A 16,355-nucleotide genomic window follows, 5' to 3' on the forward strand; every position below is an offset into this window, starting at 1 on the left:
AGTCCCAACCTATCGGTTGGACACCGGGCGCCATCCCGGAGGCGGATCCTCGCCCACCCGTCCGTCGACGACCTCTCGAATCAGGTCGGCGTGCCCGGTATGGCGCCCGTATTCCTCGATCAGATCGCACAGCAGACGGCGCAGGCTCGCGTGCTCGCCGTCGGCGGAACAGACGTCGACGAGTTGATCGAGGCCGCCGCGGGCCAGCGCCGCGTCGACCCGCGCGCGAGACCGCTCGACCGCGTCGTCCCACAACTCGTAGAGCCGCTCGGGTGCATCGCCTGCGGCACTGGTGAACTCCCAGTCGTCGGTGCCGTCCCACCACGACTCCCACGGTTCGCCGATCGGTTCGCCGGTCAGCTTGCTGGTGAACATGGCGTCCTCGTTGATCGCCATGTGTTTGAGCAGGCCGCCGAGCGTCAGCGCCGACGCACCGATCCGCGTGGCCAGTCCGTCCGCGTCGAGGTCGTCGACCTTCCATCTGAACGTCGTGCGCAGACGGTCGAGGGCACCGAGGAGGTGCTCGGGTTCGGTGCCGGCAAGCGGGGGCTCCCACGGGGTGTCGGTCATACCGACACCGTATGCGGCTAGGCGGATTTCGTCGGCGCGAAGACCTGGATCACCCCGTCGATCTCGCGTACCCGGTACCTCGGCAGCGGCGGCGGAGCGACGGGTAGCTGATGGGTGACGTTCGTCCCCTCCAACGAGAACGACGTCGAGTGACAGGGACAACGCAGCCGGCTCTCCGGCGCATCCAGCCACAGCTTGCAGCCCTGATGCGTGCAGACGCCGGACACCGCCTCCAGTTTGGCGTCGTTGCGATGCACGAATCCGTTGACTGAGCCGAGGTCGAAGGCAAGTGCCCCGCCATCGGGTAGATCGGCGCTCGCACCGACAGCCCGCCACGTTCCCGCGTTGGGTTCGAGTTCGCCTTGGACGGGCGCCGCCTGCTGGGTCACGGTGGGCGCGAGCAGATTACGGCCGACGACCAAACCTGCTGCCGCCGAGGCGGCGGCCACCGAGCCGCCGATGACCACCTCCCGCCGGCGTGGCGCCCATCGCGGATGCGAGACCGCGGGCTGGTCTTCGGCCATCTCGGCCGCCAGCCTGCGATGCAGATCGGTGACGAATTCCTCGCGGGGGGCATCGCTGCCCAGTCGCGCCGCCCGCAATTCGATCGCGGTCTTCATCTGTTCGGCCTCGAAGTCGTCGGGGCGTGCGGACTCTGTGCGTTGCCCTCGCAACAGCCCCTCGACGAAACGGCGTACGGTTCGGTTGCTCACGACGTGGCCTCCTCACCCGACTGTGCGGCCATCCGCAGCGCGCGGTGCTGCAACACCTTTGCGTTCGCGACAGTCACCCCCATCTGGTTGGCGGCCTCCCGCACCGAAAACGCCTGCAGGAAGCGCAGTTCCAGGATGCGACGATAGTTGTCCGGCAGGCGCTGCAGCAGCTGGCGCACCTTGTCTGGTGCCTCGCTGGCGATCGACTCCGGTTCGATGGGCTCGGGCACGTCGTCCTCGATGACGGTCACCTGGCGGCCCATTCGGTCACCCCAGTAGGACGCGAGGACCGTGCGAGCCGTCATACGAAGATACTTGCGCACCTCGGGCACGGTTGCCGAAACCCGCAGCGGGCGCAGCGCGGTCATGAAGACTTCTGCGGTCAGATCCTCGGCGTCGGGCTGGTTGCCGACCTTGCCGTACATCAGCCGATAAACCCACGTGACGTTGTCGCGGTACACCGCATCCCAATCCGCATACGCCGCCCCCGTCACCGGTTGCAGTCCGGCAACGGGTCGAGGACGGCGCTCCTCACGCTCGCTGCGGATCACTTACGTGACTACGGCAGGAGCGCGGTCAGGGTTCACTCGGGCATCGTACGAATACGCCCCGGCACCGACCATGAGCAGGAAGACACTGCCGCACAGCATCGCCACTTCGAGGCGGCCTTCGTGGAAGAAGTCCCAGAAGCCGCTCTCCTTCGGGTACAGCGGCGCATGCCCCCACAGCAGTGGCACCTTGGTGATGCCCAACGCCCCGAGCATGTCGACGATCATCGGCAAAGTTGCCAGCCGCGTGAACAACCCGACGAGAATCAGCATGCCGCAGCCGATTTCGAAGACGCCATCCAAGTACGCGAAGAACGTCGCGCCGGGGATGCCGACCTTGATGAAGCGGCCGGGCCCAAGTGAGTCCGGCCGCAGGAACTTCAGCACCCCTTCGCACGCGAAGACCAGGCCGACATAGAGGCGGATCAGAACAACAGCGCTCGACGCGCGCGTGGCAGTCAACTGAGTCAGCGTCATACCAAGAGATAGGCGCGGCGGTTACACCGTTGCTGCAATCGCCAGAAACGCCCTGATCACGCGGTCAAGTGGGATACTGGGCGCGATGGCCCCGTTGCCGCAGACGCAGTACGCAAAGGGCCCGGGGGGAGATCTCGCCTATCAGATCGTCGGCGACGGTCCGATTGACTTGGTGATCGTTCCGGGCTGGTTCTCCCATGTCGACCTGCTGTGGGCGGATCCGGGCTGGAAGGCTTTCCTTGACGACCTGGCCTCGTTCGCCCGCGTGATCCTCTACGACAAACTCGGCACGGGGCTGTCCGACCCCATCGACCGACCGCCGACTCTCGAAGACGAAGTTGCCGACTTGCGGGCCGTACTGGATGCCGCCGAATCCGAACACACGGCGCTATTCGGTTACTCAGAGGGTGGGCCGATCAGTGTGCTGTTCGCCGGAACGTATCCCGAGCGGGTTCGGGCACTCGTGATGTTCGGGTCCTATGCCTGCGGATGGCCGGAAGAAGACGATTCGCCCGCGAGGGCTAAATGGCTCGAACTCAAGCGACTGGCGCGGGATTCCCTCGACCATTGGGGCGAGGGTCGGACCGTGGACTGGGCGGCACCCAGCCGAAAAGGCAGCGCCCTGTACCGAAGGGCCGTTGGCGCGTACGAACGCGCGGGCATGAGCCCGAAAATGGCCCGATTGGTCTTCGAGTCGATCCTGATACATATCGACATCCGGGACATTCTCGGTAGCGTTCGCGTTCCTACGCTCGTACTGCACCGCACAGGGGATGCGATCCCTGTGGAGTACGGTCGCGAGCTCGCCGAGAAGATTCCCAATGCGCGGTTCATCGAACTGGATGGCGTCGATCATTGGCCTGGTGCCGGCGACATCAAATCGATCACCGGCGCGACCGAGGAGTTCCTCACCGGCCACCGACACCAGACTCCGGCCGACCGCGTGCTGGCCACGGTGATGTTCACCGACATCGTGGATTCGACAAGGCGCGCCGCCGAACTCGGCGATCGAAGCTGGCGCGAACTGCTTGGACGCCACGACGAGATGACGCGTGAAGAGATCGCGCGGTTCCAGGGGCGAGAAATCAAGCACACCGGCGACGGTTTCCTTGCGACCTTCGATGGGCCAACGCGCGCCGTACGTTGTGCCACCACGCTCAACGAGCGCATCGCGGGGCTGGGGATCGACATCCGAACGGGCCTTCACACCGGCGAGTGTGAGGTACGCGGCGACGACATCGGTGGGATCGCCGTCCACATCGGAGCCCGAATCGCTGCGCTGGCCGACAGACAGGAGGTGCTCGTCTCCAGCACGGTCAAGGACCTTGTGAACGGATCCGGCATCACGTTCGAAGAGCGCGGCACACATGCGCTGAAGGGCATTCCGGCGCGATGGCAGCTATACGCGCCCGTAGGCGAGCGCGATCCCGCTGAGATTGATCAGGCAGTGGCAACTCAGCCGCGCCGAGATCTGCTGGCGGATCAGCTCGGACGTCAACCCCGAATCGCACGTACCGTGCTGCGATTGGCGCGAAGACGATGACTCCGCACACGCAGTACGCAAAGGGCCCGGGGGGAGATCTCGCCTATCAGATCGTCGGCGACGGTCCGGTGGACTTGGTGATCGTCCCGGGGTGGCTCTCCCACGTCGACCTGCTGTGGGCGGATGCCAGCTGGGCGAAGCTTGTCGGAGATTTTGCGTCGTTCGCGCGCGTGATCCTCTACGACAAGCGCGGTACGGGGCTGTCTGATCCAGTCGATGGCGTACCCACCCTCGAGAGCCGCGCCGACGACCTTCGCGCCGTACTGGACGCCGCAGGAAGCCGGCGCGCTGCACTGCTCGGATACTCCGAAGGCGGGCCCATCAGTGTCATGTTCGCCGCCACGTATCCACACCGCGTGCATTCGCTGATCCTCTTCGGCACGTACGCAAATGGATCGCGTGATGACGACGGCTCACCCGGCCGCGCGAAGTGGATAGAGCTGATGGCCCGGGTCGAGGCGACCCTCGACCATTGGGGCGAGGGATCGACTTTGGATTGGGCGGCCCCCAGCCTCAAGAACAGCCCCGCGAGCCGAATGGGCACCGGAGCGCTGGAGCGGGCCGCGATGAGCCCGAAGATGGCCCGCCTCACCTTCGAGGCCGTGCTCACCAGGGCCAAGGTCCAGGACATCCTGAAAAGTGTTTCGGTGCCGACGCTTGTGCTGCATCGCACCGATGAAGCCATCCCGGTGGAGTTCGCACGGGAGATCGCCGAAGAGATCCCGACGGCACGCCTCATCGAGCTGAATGGCATCGATCACTGGATGGCCGTCGGGGATATCGCCTCGATCACCGGTGAGGTCGAGCAGTTCCTCACCGGGCACCGCCACGAGCCGCCGCCCGATCGCGTGCTGGCCACCGTGCTGTTCACCGACATTGTCGATTCGACGCGCCAAGCTGCCGAGCTCGGCGACCGCGACTGGCGTGAGCTGCTCGAGCGCCACGATGATCTGACTCGCGAGCACATCAGTCGCTTCCAGGGCCGCGAGGTCAAGCACACCGGTGACGGATTCCTGGCGACGTTCGACGGACCAACCAGGGCGGTGCGCTGCGCGAAGACGCTCGTTGACCTCATGCCGCAGATCGGCATCGAGATCCGCAGCGGTTTGCACACCGGCGAATGTGAGGTACGCGGCGACGATATCGGCGGCATCGCCGTCCACATCGGGGCGCGGATCGCCGCACTCGCCAAGAGCCGAGAGGTCTTGGTGTCGCGCACCGTCAAGGATCTCGTCAACGGCTCCGGCATCACGTTCGAAGAGCGCGGCGCACATGTGCTGAAGGGCATTCCCGCGGCGTGGGAGCTGTACGCGCCTGTGGGCGAACACGATCCGGCTGCGGGATTGCTCCATTGAGCCGACGCGATTCAGTAAACGCCTGCAGCCCTTAATGACTCGTCGATGACCGCAACGATCCGCTCACCGTAGGCCCGGGTCGGGTGCGTCGCATCGCGTTTGGTCGGCGTGGTTCCGACAAAGCCGGGGCAACGTCCGTCCCCGCTGCAGAACCACGGACGCGAGTCCACCCACAGCCCGCCAACGGATTCGGCGAGGCGCTTCTCGGCTGCAGCAGTGGAAGCCCATTGGTCGGTGACGCGACTGATGCAGTTCGCCGGGACGCTCGACCCGGTGCCGTAGCAGTCTTCGATGTTCTTGTCGGCGGGCGGCGGTGAAAGGAACGCGAGCTTGGTGGCGGCGTCGCGGATCTGGCCGACGATTTGACGCACCGAATCAAACCACACGTCCGTCGTCATCGGACGACCGTCGCCGGCTCGAAAGTCCCCGTAGGAGTTCGCGATCAACACAACTGTCGGCCTGTTCGCGGTGATGTAGTCCACCGCGCGTTGCTTGCGGGCAGTGCAGGCGTCGGCGGACTGCTGATCATTGTTGAACGGGCAACCGCCCATCGCCTCCAGATGTATCTGTATCTGGTCGCCGGAGTTCAGCGCCAGCTCACGCAGCGAGTTCGCGTAATTCAGCGCGGCATCGTCGCCCACCATCACGATCCGGGTCGGCGCCGAAGTTGCGCCCCACGTGCACTCTTCGTCGCTGGGCAGTGTGGTGTCCGAACAACGCTGGATCTCCGACGGCAAGGGCTCGACCATCGCGGCTTCCATCGAGGGGTCGAGCGGAGGCCACTGCGTGGCTGACAGCGCAGCAGTGATCTCCACTTGCAGCGCCGAAGCCAGGGGACCGGACTTCGCTTCGGACTTTTCCAGCACCGCGACCGGAGGCCGAGCCGCCATCGGCGACGGGGCCGGCGTTGCCACCGACGGCGGCACGTAAATGGACTGTGTCGTAAGCCCCAAGGCGTAGGCGGTGAGCCCCACCGCCGACAGCATCAGCACCGCGGCGGCGGCAGGGCGTATCGACCGCTGCGGTTGGAAGCCGCCGCGAGGTATCTCACGGAGCGCGGAAACGGTTTTGCGCCAGTCGAAATACCGCAACGGATTCTCGACGAAGTGGTAGCAGCCGACCGCCAACGCGAAGGTGAGCGCGCCGGCCGCGAAGAAGAAGCTGCCGCCACGCGGCATCTGCGCGGCGAGGAAGACGATCACGGGCCAGTGCACCAGATATAGCGAGTACGAGATGTCGCCCAGATAGACACTGGCGGGATTTCGCAGAAATGCTTGTGGCGGTTCGTGTTCCACGCCTGCTGCGATGACAAGTGCCGCGCCCGTCACCGGCAGCAGCGCCCATGGCGCCGGGAAGCCCGCCTCGGGGATCAGCAGCAGGCCCGCCGCGATCAGCGCGAGTCCTCCCCATGACAACCACGACTTGAGCGCCGGCGGTATTCGACCCAGCGTCCCGACCGCTGTCGCCAACAGCGCGCCGACGCCTAGCTCCCACACCCTGGCGAAGGTGTTGAAGTACGCCCATGTCGGCCACGTCGCGGTCGCGTGTAGGGCGAATGCCAGGGAGGCGATGACGATGTATGTCACCACCGCGACCATGAACTTCATTTGGCGTCGTCGGGTCCACGCCATGCGGACGACAATGAGCCCGATCACGAAGATCAGCGCCGGCCAAACGAGGTAGAACTGTTCCGCGATCGACACCGCCCAGTAGTGCTGGACCGGCGAAACAGCGCCCTCCGCCGCGAAGTAATCCGGCTGCTGGGCAGCGAATCGCCAATTCGACATGAAGATGAAAGCCGACCACGCATCCACGCCGACCTGACGGGCCCGAGATGGTGGGAACACCACCACCGAAGCCAGATAGGTACAAAGCAGAACGGCGGAGGCGGCCGGGAGGATCCGGCGGACCCGATTCCAATAGAACCGCCGGATCGACACACTCCCGCGACGGCCGGTGCTGCGTAACAGGCTGCCGGTGATCAGGAACCCCGTAATCACGAAGAACACATCCACGCCGATGAAGCCGCCCCGCGGCCAGCCGCACAGGTGGAAGGCGAACACGGCCACCACCGCGACCATCCGCAGGCCCTGGATGTCCAAGCGCTGCTGCGCCGGCACGGCTTCGCTTCGTCGGCGCCGCGATGGGCGCGGGCTCTGATCCAGAACGGCTGCCACCTCAGGCCTCCCGGGATTTCCCGTTTGCAGGGGACCTTACAAGAAAGATATACCGGCTACGTCAATTTCGAATCGTGAGGCCCTGACCTGTTGATCAGTCAAAAATCGGAGACGATCCGGGAGTTCACGGAAGAACTAGCACACACACGTACATTTGCTGTTGCGGCGGCCGAGCGGGCAACAAAAACGCCCCGACCGATGCCGGGGCGTCCTCGAAAGTGAGCGCGCCCGAAGGGATTCGAACCCCTAACCTTCTGATCCGTAGTCAGATGCTCTATCCGTTGAGCTACGGGCGCCTGTCCTGTTCAGTTGTGTGGCTGACGAATCAGCCGCGGCGGAGGCGAGAGGATTTGAACCTCCGGTCGCCTTTGAGGGCGACAACTCATTAGCAGTGAGCCCCATTCGGCCGCTCTGGCACGCCTCCCGACGATTACCGCCGATCCGACAGCGTACACAGGGGTAACAGGCGAAGGCAAAGCGCAGGTGAGCGACCCATAAACTGGTCGGGTGACCGCCCGTCTACGACCCGAACTGGCCGATCTACCCGCCTACACCCCGGGCAAGACGGTGCCGGGTGCGATCAAGATCGCCAGCAACGAGACGGTGCACGGGCCGCTGCCGAGCGTGCGGGCCGCTATCGAGAAGGCCGCCGACAACATCAACCGCTATCCCGACAACGGGTACGTGGAACTCAAGGAACGCCTGGCCAAGCATGTCGACTTCGCCCCCGAGCACATCTCGGTGGGCTGCGGATCGGTCAGCTTGTGTCAACAGCTGATCCAGATCACCTCGACGGTCGGTGACGAGGTGCTGTTCGGTTGGCGCAGCTTCGAGATCTATCCCCTACAGGTCCGCACCGCGGGTGCGACGCCCGTGCAGGTGCCGCTGACCGATTACACCTTCGACCTCGACGCCATGCTCGCCGCGATCACCGACCGCACCCGGCTGATCTTCGTGTGCAACCCGAACAACCCGACCAGCACCGTCGTCGACCCCGACGCGCTGGCCCGGTTCGTCGAGGCGGTGCCGCCGAACATTCTGATCGCTCTCGACGAGGCCTACGTCGAGTACATCCGCGACGGCCTGGTTCCCGACAGCTTCGGGCTGGTCCGCAAGCACAGCAATGTCGTTGTGCTGCGGACGTTTTCGAAGGCTTACGGCTTGGCCGGGTTGCGCATCGGGTACGCGGTGGGCGATCCGGACATCATCACCGCGCTGGGCAAGGTCTACGTGCCGTTCACCGCGACCAGCATCTCGCAGGCCGCGGCCATCGCGTCACTCGACGCCGCGGACGAATTGCTGGCCCGCACCGACGCCGTGATCGCCGAACGCGCCCGCGTCTCTGCGGCTTTGCGCGATGCCGGTTATACCGTTCCGCCGTCACAGGCCAACTTCGTCTGGCTGCCGTTGCCCGGTCGCGCTCAGGAGTTCGCGAACGACTCGGCGAACAGCCGGGTGATCGTCCGGCCTTACGGCGACGACGGCGTGCGCGTCACCGTCGCCGCCCCGCATGAGAACGACGCGTTCCTCGCCTTCGCGACGGGCTGGAACCGCTAGCTCGGCTGGCGTCCGGTGTAGGCGACCAACCGATCCAAAGCGCCGGCATCGGCGGCCACGTCGATCGGATTGTCAAACCCGACGTTGGTGCGGCCCTCCGGCGTGATGATCGTCTTGGCGAGGCCCAAGACGTAGTCGGACAGCGAATCGGGTGCGGTCACCTTACGTCCGGTCGCCTTCGCGTAATCCCAAGCGTGGACCAGGAATTCGAGCGAAAGGATGCTCACCATCATCTTGGCGGGAGCCTCCCCCGACCGGAACGGCACATTGCCCTCGAGGCCGTGCTTATGCCACGCGTCCAGAGCCGGCCGCGCAGCGAGCACGACCTGCCGCTCGACCGAGTCGGAGCTGTCGCGTTCGGGGAACTCCGCACCGACCATCCCACCGATCGTGGTGATCGAGTTCATCAGATGGTCTGTCAGCGCGGCGACGTCGAACTCCCGGCACGGCGTCTGTTTGGCTTCGTCGTCTTTGGCGATGCCGTGCAACACGTGCACCAGCACAGCCAGCGTCGCTTCGGCGCTTTGCAGCTCGTCAGTCGGCGGTGAATCAGGTCCGGGACGCAAGTCGTCAGGCATGCGCTCACGCTACGACGCGGCACCGCATATCGTTGCCGGGATGAGGACCCACGTTTTGGCGGTGGCCGGAGCCGCCCTGATCCTCGCCGGCCTGATCGCCGGCTGCGAGCGCTCAACGCCCGGCACTGTCGCCATGACGACCGAGCCCGGGCCACCGCTCACGTCGACACGCGCGCCGAGCACGACGATGCCCGGGCTGCCAGGCATCCCGATCCCTAACATTCCGTTCCCCGGCTTCCCGAAGAACACCGACGTCCCTGTGGTGCCCGCACCGCCCAACGCGCTGACAATGACCTGCAGCGACTTCAACAAACTCGATGAGGCCACCCGACTGGCCGTCATCCGGGAAATCCTCAAACAGAAGGACAACCCGCTCGGCCCCAACGGCGAATCCGTCGGCCAGATGCTGGTCGAGGCGGCCTGTCAGTTCCTGCCTCAGGCCACTGTCAGCGAGGTACTGATGGGAACGCCGCCTCGCTGAGTGGCTAGCGTATTGCGGCATGGGCCGCGAAGTTGAGGCATATGAATCCGTCACCGTCGACATTGAGAACCATGTCGCGCAGGTGACCCTGATTGGTCCCGGCAAGGGCAACGCGATGGGACCGGCGTTCTGGGCGGAGATGCCCGAGGTGTTCGCCAAGCTCGACGCCGACCGCGACGTTCGCGCCATCGTGCTGACCGGATCGGGCAACAACTTCAGTTACGGCCTTGATCTGCCCGCGATGGGCGGCGCGCTGTCGGGGGTGCTCGGCGGTGGCGGATCGGCTCTGCCGCGGGCGGAGTTTCACCAGACCATCCTGCGGATGCAGGGTGCGATGAACGCCGTCGCCGACTGCCGCACCCCGACCATCGCGTCGGTACACGGCTGGTGCATCGGCGGCGGCGTCGACCTGATCTCGGCAGTCGATATCCGTTACGCCAGTGCGGACGCGAAGTTTTCCGTGCGCGAGGTCAAACTGGCCATCGTCGCGGATGTCGGCAGCCTCGCCCGGCTGCCGCTGATCCTGACCGACGGGCATCTGCGCGAATTGGCGTTGACGGGCAAGGACATTGACGCTTCCCGCGCCGAGAAGATCGGTCTCGTCAACGATGTCTACGCCGACGCCGACGCATCGCTGGCCGCGGCACACCAGACGGCGGCTGAGATCGCCGGCAACCCGCCGCTGGTGGTCAACGGGATCAAAGACGTGCTCGATCAGCAACGCATTGCCCGCGTCTCGGAAAGCCTGCGCTATGTCGCGGCCTGGAACGCCGCATTCTTGCCGTCGAAGGATCTCACCGAGGGGCTCACCGCGACGTTCGAAAAGCGCGCGCCGAACTTCACCGGCGAGTAATTGTCCTCCGGTCTGCCTGCGAAAACACTGCGAGGAAGCGGTGAATTCGCCAAGGCGGCCGTGCGCGGTGTTTCGCGTCACTATGCGGATGCAGAACTGAATACATATGCGGCTCAACGCCGTATTGATCGGTATGACGGATACAACGCATTCCATTTCGCTGGATCACATTGCCGGACAGCGAACCGGCGCCCCACATATTGCAGGCACTGCGGTCGCACTGACCACGCACCGCTACGAGCAAGACCAAGTCGCGAGCGTGCTGACGAGCGGCCTCGGCCCTGAATTCGCCCGCTTCGCACAGACCAGCGGCGTGGATACCCGCAGCCTCGCGCTGCCGTTGTCCCGCTACCCCGAGTTGACCGGCTTCACCGAGGCGAACGACGCCTACCTGCAAGTCGCCGTCGAGCTTGGCGAGCAGGCTGTGCGGGCGGCGCTCGACGCGGCGCACGTCACGCCCCAGGAAGTGGATGCCATCGTGATGGTGTCCAGCACCGGGGTCGCCGTGCCGACCATCGACGCCAGGCTGGCGTCGCGGATCGGGTTCAGGCCGGATATCAAACGCATTCCGTTGTTCGGGCTCGGTTGCGTCGCCGGTGCGGCAGGGATGGCGCGGGTGCACGACTACCTTCGCGGCTTCCCCGGCCATGTCGCGGTGCTGTTGTCGGTGGAGTTGTGCTCACTCACGCTGCAACGTGACGATCTGTCCATTCCCGCACTGATCGGCGCGTGCCTGTTCGGTGACGGCGCAGCAGCCGTTGTCGCCACCGGAGCCGACCGCGTTCCCGTTGCGCCGACGGCCTACCCCGGTCCTGCCGTACTGTCCACGCGAAGCCGGTTGTTCCCGGGGACCGTCGACGTAATGGGTTGGAAGGTCAGCTCGAACGGCTTCAGTCTGGTGATGTCGCGCGATGTGCCCCACATGGCCGACGCGTATCTCGGCGACGAGGTCGACCGCTTCCTCGCTGATCACGGCCTGACGACCGGTGACATCTCGACGTGGATCTGTCACCCCGGTGGCCCGAAGGTGCTGGACGCGATCGAGCGTGCTGTCGGCTTGCCTCCGGAAGCCAATGTGCACAGCCGAGAATCGATGCGGCAGAACGGAAACTTCTCGTCGGCATCGGTGCTCGACGTGTTGCACCGCACGCTGGCTACCCCGCCGCCGGCCGGTTCGCTTGGTGTAATGCTGGCGATGGGGCCGGGATTCAGCTTCGAGCTGTTGCTGCTGAGCTGGTAGCGCGATGTACTACCTGTTCATCCTCGCCATCGGCGCGGAACGACTCGTCGAGCTCGTCGTCTCACGGCGCAATGCGAACTGGTCATTTGCCAACGGTGGCAAGGAGTTCGGCCGCGGCCACTATCCGGTGATGATCGGCATGCACACCCTGCTGCTGGTCTGCTGCATCGCCGAAGTCGCGCTGCTGCACCGGCCTTTCATTCCATGGCTGGGTTGGCCGATGGTGGTGCTCGTGGCACTCAGCACCGTCCTGCGGTGGTGGTGCGTGGCAACGCTCGGTAAGCATTGGAATCCGCGACTGATCGTCATTCCCGGTGAGCCGCTGGTACATCGGGGACCGTACCGCTTCCTGCACCACCCCAACTACACGGCGGTGACCGTGGAGGTGGCTGCGCTGCCCCTTGTGCATGCGGCGTGGCTGACGGCGATCGTGTTCACTATCGCCAACGCCCTGGTGCTCAACGTGCGGATCCGCTCCGAGAACGTAGCGCTGGGTTACGCGTGACGGGCGTCCAGCCCAGATCCGCCTTGGCCTTCGCGTTCGACAACGGCAACCAGGTGTCGCCGAACGCGATTGCCCCGTAGGGAGCGACGAGGCCGAACAGTCGCCGTGGAATAGGCAGCGGCTTGGGCCGGTGCAGCGTTGCTGCCAGTTCGCGGATGTAGTCGCCGAACGATTGCGGTCGATCGTCGACGATGTTGTAGATCTGTCCGCCCCGACCGCTGTCGACGGCGTCTGCGGTCGCCTTGACGACGTCGTCGATGTGAACCCAGGACACGACGCCGTTTCCGGTCGGGGCGGGCATCGCCCACCACTTCACCAGCCGGGTGAACAGTTCGTCGTGCGGCACGCCGGGGCCGTAGAAAGCGCCGTAGCGCAACACGATTCCCTCGGTTTCGCTGTGTTGACCCGAGGTGAGCACCGTCTGCTCCATGTCACGCAGCGCCTTGAGCATCGCCTCACCTCCTGGCGGCGGCGGACCGGGATATGGGTCGGACTCGTCCATCAGCGCGGGCCCGGCCGACGGGTATCCATACGCGAAGATCACCGACTCCGCGACGATCCGGCGCACGCCGGCACGCTGCGCAGCCGCGACCAGGTTCGGTGCGCCGCGGCCCCACAGTGCGCGTGCCGGCTCAAAGTCCTTGAGCCGCATAGGACCCCGCTTCGGCAGCGTGGTCAACAGACTGACCACGACCTCGGGTTCGACGTCGGCGACAAGGGCATCGATCTGGTCGGCATCGAAGACGTCGGCCACCACCGGTTTAGCACCTGCCTGTTCGATCTGCGGTGTCTTCGACGACTGCCGGGTCAACCCGACGACGTCGTGGCCGCGTGCGCTCAATTCCCTCAGCAGTGGAAGACCCGGCACGCTGGTCGCTCCTGCTACCAGAATTCTCATCGGGCCCTCTCCCCGGAGATGCTGGCGCGCAGCGCAATTGCGAGGAAGACGGTGGTCACCACCAACCCCGCAGCCTCGAGCCAGCCGACCGATTCACCCGCCGCGTGGTGCGGGTCGATGATGTGACTGACGGCGTGCAGGCCCCAATGCACTGTGGCGAACGCCAATGCGGGGACTCGCCACGACGGCCATCGCAGCGCGGCCAGCATCATCAGGCCGAGCGGAAACTCGAACGACGCGTTGTCGACGATGTAGTGGTCGTTGCGGACGCCGAAGTTTCCGAGTGTCTCGAAGAAGGTTCCCGGCGCGAAGAACATGAACAGTCCGAGGGCCACCGAGTACGCGCCGAAGACGATGAGAATCACCTCGACGTAGCGGGTCCTTGTGCGCAGGGGTGTCGTCGTCATATCTTCACGCTAGTTCTTCAATGGCCTCACGATAGGCTCCACTTCGATGGCAATTTCGGGTACCACTTCTGGTCCGGAGCTGCTGGTCGAGCTCGACCGGGCGGCGCCGGAGCCGCTGCACCGTCAACTGGCCAACGGTCTGCGCGACGCCATCCGCACCGGACGGTTGGCACCCGAGACGCGGCTGCCGTCAACCCGTGTGCTGGCCGCAGATCTCGGCGTCTCGCGACGCCTCGTGGTCGATGCGTACAGCCAGCTCGCCGCGGAGGGGTTTCTGCTCAGCACGCACGGCTCCGGCACCCGCGTGTCGAGGGTCGACACGGCCAGCACCCCGCGGCGCGACGCCGGCGAAGCTGCCAAGCAATTCGACTTCGACTTCGCTCCCGGCTCGCCGGACCTCGCGAGCTTTCCGCGGCACGCCTGGCTGCGGGCGCTGAGACAAGGGCTCGCCGAGACCGAATCGCAGGCGTTCGGTTATGTCGAACCGCAGGGGTTGTATTCCGCACGCGTGGCGGTGGCGGACTATCTGCGGCGTGCCAGGGGTGTTGTTGCCGACCCGCGGTACATCGTGCTGTGCTCGGGGGCGACGCAGGCCGTCGCGCTGCTCGCGTCGACGTTGAGCGGCCAGCCGGTGGCGATGGAAGATCCCGGCTTCTGGCTGCATCGGATGGTGCTGCGGCACAACGGTATCGAGCCGGTGCCCGTGCCTGTCGATGACGATGGCCTTGACGTCGAAGCACTGGCGGCCAGCGATGCGACGGCTGTCCTTGCGACGCCGGCACATCAATCGCCGACCGGGGTGGTGCTGTCCGCGGCGCGGCGCACCGCGCTGGTGCAGTGGGCGAGGTCGGACCACCTTGTCATCGAGGACGATTACGATGCCGAATACCGCTACGACCGTGCGCCCGTGGGCGCGCTTCAGGGCATCGCTGCCGACCGGGTGGTGTACATCGGTTCGACCAGCAAAACGCTCGCGCCAGGACTGCGCATCGGCTGGATGGTGCTGCCCGCACACCTCGTCGGCGCTGTCGCACTGGCCAAAGGGCTGGCAGACACTGGAAGCTCGGTGATGGACCAGATCGCATTCGCCAAGCTGTTGGTGTCGGGTGAATACGATCGGCATCTGCGCCAGATGCGCCGCCGCTACCTCAGTCGCCGAAATGCATTGCTGCAGGCGCTGACCCGGCACTTGCCGGAAGCAACGGTGCTCGGCGCGGCAGCGGGCGTTCACCTGACCGTCCGCTTTCCTGACGGTTATCCAATCGCGGAATTGGTGCGCCGCGCGGCACGGCGTCGAGTGCGGGTCGAGCCGCTGTCGCCGTGCTACGCCGAAGACTCCTCAGCGCCACCGGGTTTGATGCTCGGCTATGCCAATCTGACCGAGTCCCAGATCGTCACCGGTGTGGAGACGCTTGCGCAGGCTATCCGCTGAAGACGCGGTACCAGAGGTTGGTCACCGCAGACGGGTGCGACGGCATGAATATCGCCGACGAAGGTGACACCGGCCACCGAAAGCCTCGCCCTCGCCCTCGCCGTCCAGCCACGACAGGTCCCCGCCTGGTCCTGCGATGAAGCCGTCGGCGGACATCGCGGCCGAATAGAGAGATTTCGCCATATCGGTACCGGCCATTTCGGCCGCCGCGATTCACCGCACCCGACATTTTTGCTGAGTCAATTTCCGCAAGCGTCAATTCGGAAGAGCGGTGGCGGAGGGATTTGAACCCCCGGACGGTTTTAGCCGTCTCTCGCTTTCAAGGCGAGTGCATTAGGCCGCTCTGCCACGCCACCGCCGACAAGAGTACGGGGCGGATGCGCGCTTGTGCGAAGGGCCGACGGGTCAGTCGGCCCTCGAGCCTGGACGTGAGCTAGACGCGGCCGAGCTTCGCCGGCGGCGCACCTGCCTTCAGTGCGACGTTGATGCGCCGACAGTTTTCGCCCATCGCCGCGATCTGCGGGCGAGACAATCTGCCGAGGAAATGCGACCGCACTCCCTGGCCGTAAGTGACCATGGCCTCGGTCACCGCGGCCCGGCCCTCCTCGGTGATGGAGGCCAGCACGCCTCGGCCGTCATCGGGGCTGGCCCCGCGGCGCACCAATCCCTGCAGTTCCAGGCGCCGGATCTGCCGGGTGACCCGGCTCGGCAATGACATCAGCCCGTCGGCTAGGTCCCCCATACGCGCAGAGCCGGTCGCGGACTTGTCCAACATGTCGAGCAGCCGCACATCATTCAACGTCAGATGATGCGCGTCTACCAGCGACCGGTTCAGGGTCGCGTACATCCTCAACGCCGAGTCGAGGAAGTTTTGCCACGACCTCTGCTCAGCGATATCTAGACCAGGCATCTCACTAGCAGTACGCCCGGCAATCATCCCCTCCATTTCGCTATAGTAAATCAAGCAAGCATTGCTCCGTGAGGGAAATGCATACTACATTCCGCGCGTAGTAGCGTTGAC

17 protein-coding genes and 3 tRNA genes are annotated in these 16,355 nt (G+C 65.3%); 8 read left to right on the forward strand and 12 right to left on the reverse strand.

From position 1 onward, the window contains the following. Positions 1–9: 9 nt before the first annotated feature. The 4 genes from GGC64_RS21960 to GGC64_RS21975 are packed head-to-tail and all read right to left on the reverse strand — an operon-like array spanning position 10 to position 2,308. Entirely contained in the window at positions 10–570 is a 561-nt protein-coding gene (locus GGC64_RS21960; RefSeq protein ID WP_192724628.1) for a DUF664 domain-containing protein, read from the reverse strand. 17 nt (positions 571–587) lie between these two features. Continuing rightward, positions 588–1,283 (reverse strand): Rieske (2Fe-2S) protein, encoded by a 696-nt coding sequence (locus GGC64_RS21965; protein ID WP_192724629.1) that lies wholly within the window; start codon positions 1,281–1,283, stop codon positions 588–590. Then, complete coding sequence (locus tag GGC64_RS21970) at positions 1,280–1,831, reverse strand: RNA polymerase sigma factor (RefSeq protein ID WP_370582302.1); 552 nt, start codon at positions 1,829–1,831, stop codon at positions 1,280–1,282. Before GGC64_RS21970 ends, GGC64_RS21965 begins: the two co-directional genes overlap by 4 nt. A 3-nt stretch (positions 1,832–1,834) precedes the next feature. Next, positions 1,835–2,308: a DoxX family protein gene (locus GGC64_RS21975; protein ID WP_192724630.1), complete on the reverse strand. Its 474-nt coding sequence runs from the start codon at positions 2,306–2,308 to the stop codon at positions 1,835–1,837. Positions 2,309–2,393: 85 nt separating this feature from the next. On the opposite strand from GGC64_RS21975, the gene GGC64_RS21980 reads away from it, so the two are divergent. Continuing rightward, a complete protein-coding gene (locus GGC64_RS21980) occupies positions 2,394–3,851 on the forward strand; it encodes an adenylate/guanylate cyclase domain-containing protein (RefSeq protein ID WP_192724631.1) in 1,458 nt (485 codons plus the stop codon). Continuing rightward, positions 3,848–5,206: an adenylate/guanylate cyclase domain-containing protein gene (locus tag GGC64_RS21985; RefSeq protein WP_192724632.1), complete on the forward strand. Its 1,359-nt coding sequence runs from the start codon at positions 3,848–3,850 to the stop codon at positions 5,204–5,206. Before GGC64_RS21980 ends, GGC64_RS21985 begins: the two co-directional genes overlap by 4 nt. Before the next feature lie 11 nt (positions 5,207–5,217). Here GGC64_RS21985 and GGC64_RS21990 read toward each other — a convergent pair whose 3' ends face one another. From GGC64_RS21990 to GGC64_RS22000, 3 genes are all read right to left on the reverse strand, one after another. Further along, on the reverse strand, positions 5,218–7,326 hold the full coding sequence (locus GGC64_RS21990; RefSeq protein WP_370582239.1) for an acyltransferase family protein: 2,109 nt from the start codon (positions 7,324–7,326) through the stop codon (positions 5,218–5,220). A gap of 280 nt (positions 7,327–7,606) precedes the next feature. Beyond that, positions 7,607–7,679, reverse strand: a tRNA-Arg gene (locus tag GGC64_RS21995). 39 nt (positions 7,680–7,718) lie between these two features. Beyond that, positions 7,719–7,807 (reverse strand) — tRNA-Ser (locus GGC64_RS22000). A gap of 83 nt (positions 7,808–7,890) precedes the next feature. Here GGC64_RS22000 and GGC64_RS22005 point away from each other — a divergent pair. Further along, positions 7,891–8,940, forward strand: a complete 1,050-nt coding sequence (locus tag GGC64_RS22005; protein ID WP_192724634.1) for a pyridoxal phosphate-dependent aminotransferase — start codon at positions 7,891–7,893, stop codon at positions 8,938–8,940. On the opposite strand, the gene GGC64_RS22010 is transcribed toward GGC64_RS22005, so the two are convergent. Beyond that, the gene (locus GGC64_RS22010) at positions 8,937–9,518 is read right to left on the reverse strand and encodes a TIGR03086 family metal-binding protein (protein ID WP_192724635.1); all 582 of its coding nucleotides are present in this window, start codon (positions 9,516–9,518) and stop codon (positions 8,937–8,939) included. The two genes, GGC64_RS22005 and GGC64_RS22010, sit on opposite strands and share 4 nt — an antisense overlap. Before the next feature lie 40 nt (positions 9,519–9,558). Between GGC64_RS22010 and GGC64_RS22015 the strand changes: the two genes are divergently transcribed. The 4 genes from GGC64_RS22015 (at position 9,559) to GGC64_RS22030 (ending at position 12,597) form a co-directional block, all read left to right on the forward strand. Further along, positions 9,559–9,999 (forward strand): hypothetical protein, encoded by a 441-nt coding sequence (locus GGC64_RS22015; protein WP_192724636.1) that lies wholly within the window; start codon positions 9,559–9,561, stop codon positions 9,997–9,999. Between the two features lie 19 nt (positions 10,000–10,018). Continuing rightward, complete coding sequence (locus GGC64_RS22020) at positions 10,019–10,852, forward strand: crotonase/enoyl-CoA hydratase family protein (protein WP_192724637.1); 834 nt, start codon at positions 10,019–10,021, stop codon at positions 10,850–10,852. Positions 10,853–10,985: 133 nt separating this feature from the next. Beyond that, positions 10,986–12,092, forward strand: a complete 1,107-nt coding sequence (locus tag GGC64_RS22025; RefSeq protein ID WP_192724638.1) for a type III polyketide synthase — start codon at positions 10,986–10,988, stop codon at positions 12,090–12,092. A gap of 4 nt (positions 12,093–12,096) precedes the next feature. Further along, on the forward strand, positions 12,097–12,597 hold the full coding sequence (locus GGC64_RS22030) for an isoprenylcysteine carboxyl methyltransferase family protein (RefSeq protein ID WP_192724639.1): 501 nt from the start codon (positions 12,097–12,099) through the stop codon (positions 12,595–12,597). On the opposite strand, the gene GGC64_RS22035 is transcribed toward GGC64_RS22030, so the two are convergent. Continuing rightward, complete coding sequence (locus tag GGC64_RS22035) at positions 12,551–13,495, reverse strand: NAD(P)-dependent oxidoreductase (protein WP_192724640.1); 945 nt, start codon at positions 13,493–13,495, stop codon at positions 12,551–12,553. The genes GGC64_RS22030 and GGC64_RS22035 overlap by 47 nt on opposite strands. Continuing rightward, complete coding sequence (locus tag GGC64_RS22040) at positions 13,492–13,902, reverse strand: hypothetical protein (RefSeq protein ID WP_192724641.1); 411 nt, start codon at positions 13,900–13,902, stop codon at positions 13,492–13,494. Before GGC64_RS22040 ends, GGC64_RS22035 begins: the two co-directional genes overlap by 4 nt. A 46-nt stretch (positions 13,903–13,948) precedes the next feature. On the opposite strand from GGC64_RS22040, the gene GGC64_RS22045 reads away from it, so the two are divergent. After that, positions 13,949–15,334, forward strand: a complete 1,386-nt coding sequence (locus GGC64_RS22045) for a PLP-dependent aminotransferase family protein (protein ID WP_192724642.1) — start codon at positions 13,949–13,951, stop codon at positions 15,332–15,334. Positions 15,335–15,603: 269 nt separating this feature from the next. On the opposite strand, the gene GGC64_RS22050 is transcribed toward GGC64_RS22045, so the two are convergent. Together GGC64_RS22050 and GGC64_RS22055 are read right to left on the reverse strand one after the other, a co-directional pair. Continuing rightward, positions 15,604–15,690: transfer RNA gene (locus GGC64_RS22050), tRNA-Ser, on the reverse strand. A 77-nt stretch (positions 15,691–15,767) separates the two neighbouring features. Further along, complete coding sequence (locus tag GGC64_RS22055; RefSeq protein WP_192724643.1) at positions 15,768–16,280, reverse strand: MarR family winged helix-turn-helix transcriptional regulator; 513 nt, start codon at positions 16,278–16,280, stop codon at positions 15,768–15,770. Positions 16,281–16,355: the final 75 nt, after the last annotated feature.

Origin of the sequence: Mycobacterium sp. OAS707 (assembly GCF_014873705.1) — a bacterium.
In the GTDB taxonomy this organism is placed as follows: Bacteria; Actinomycetota; Actinomycetes; order Mycobacteriales; family Mycobacteriaceae; genus Mycobacterium.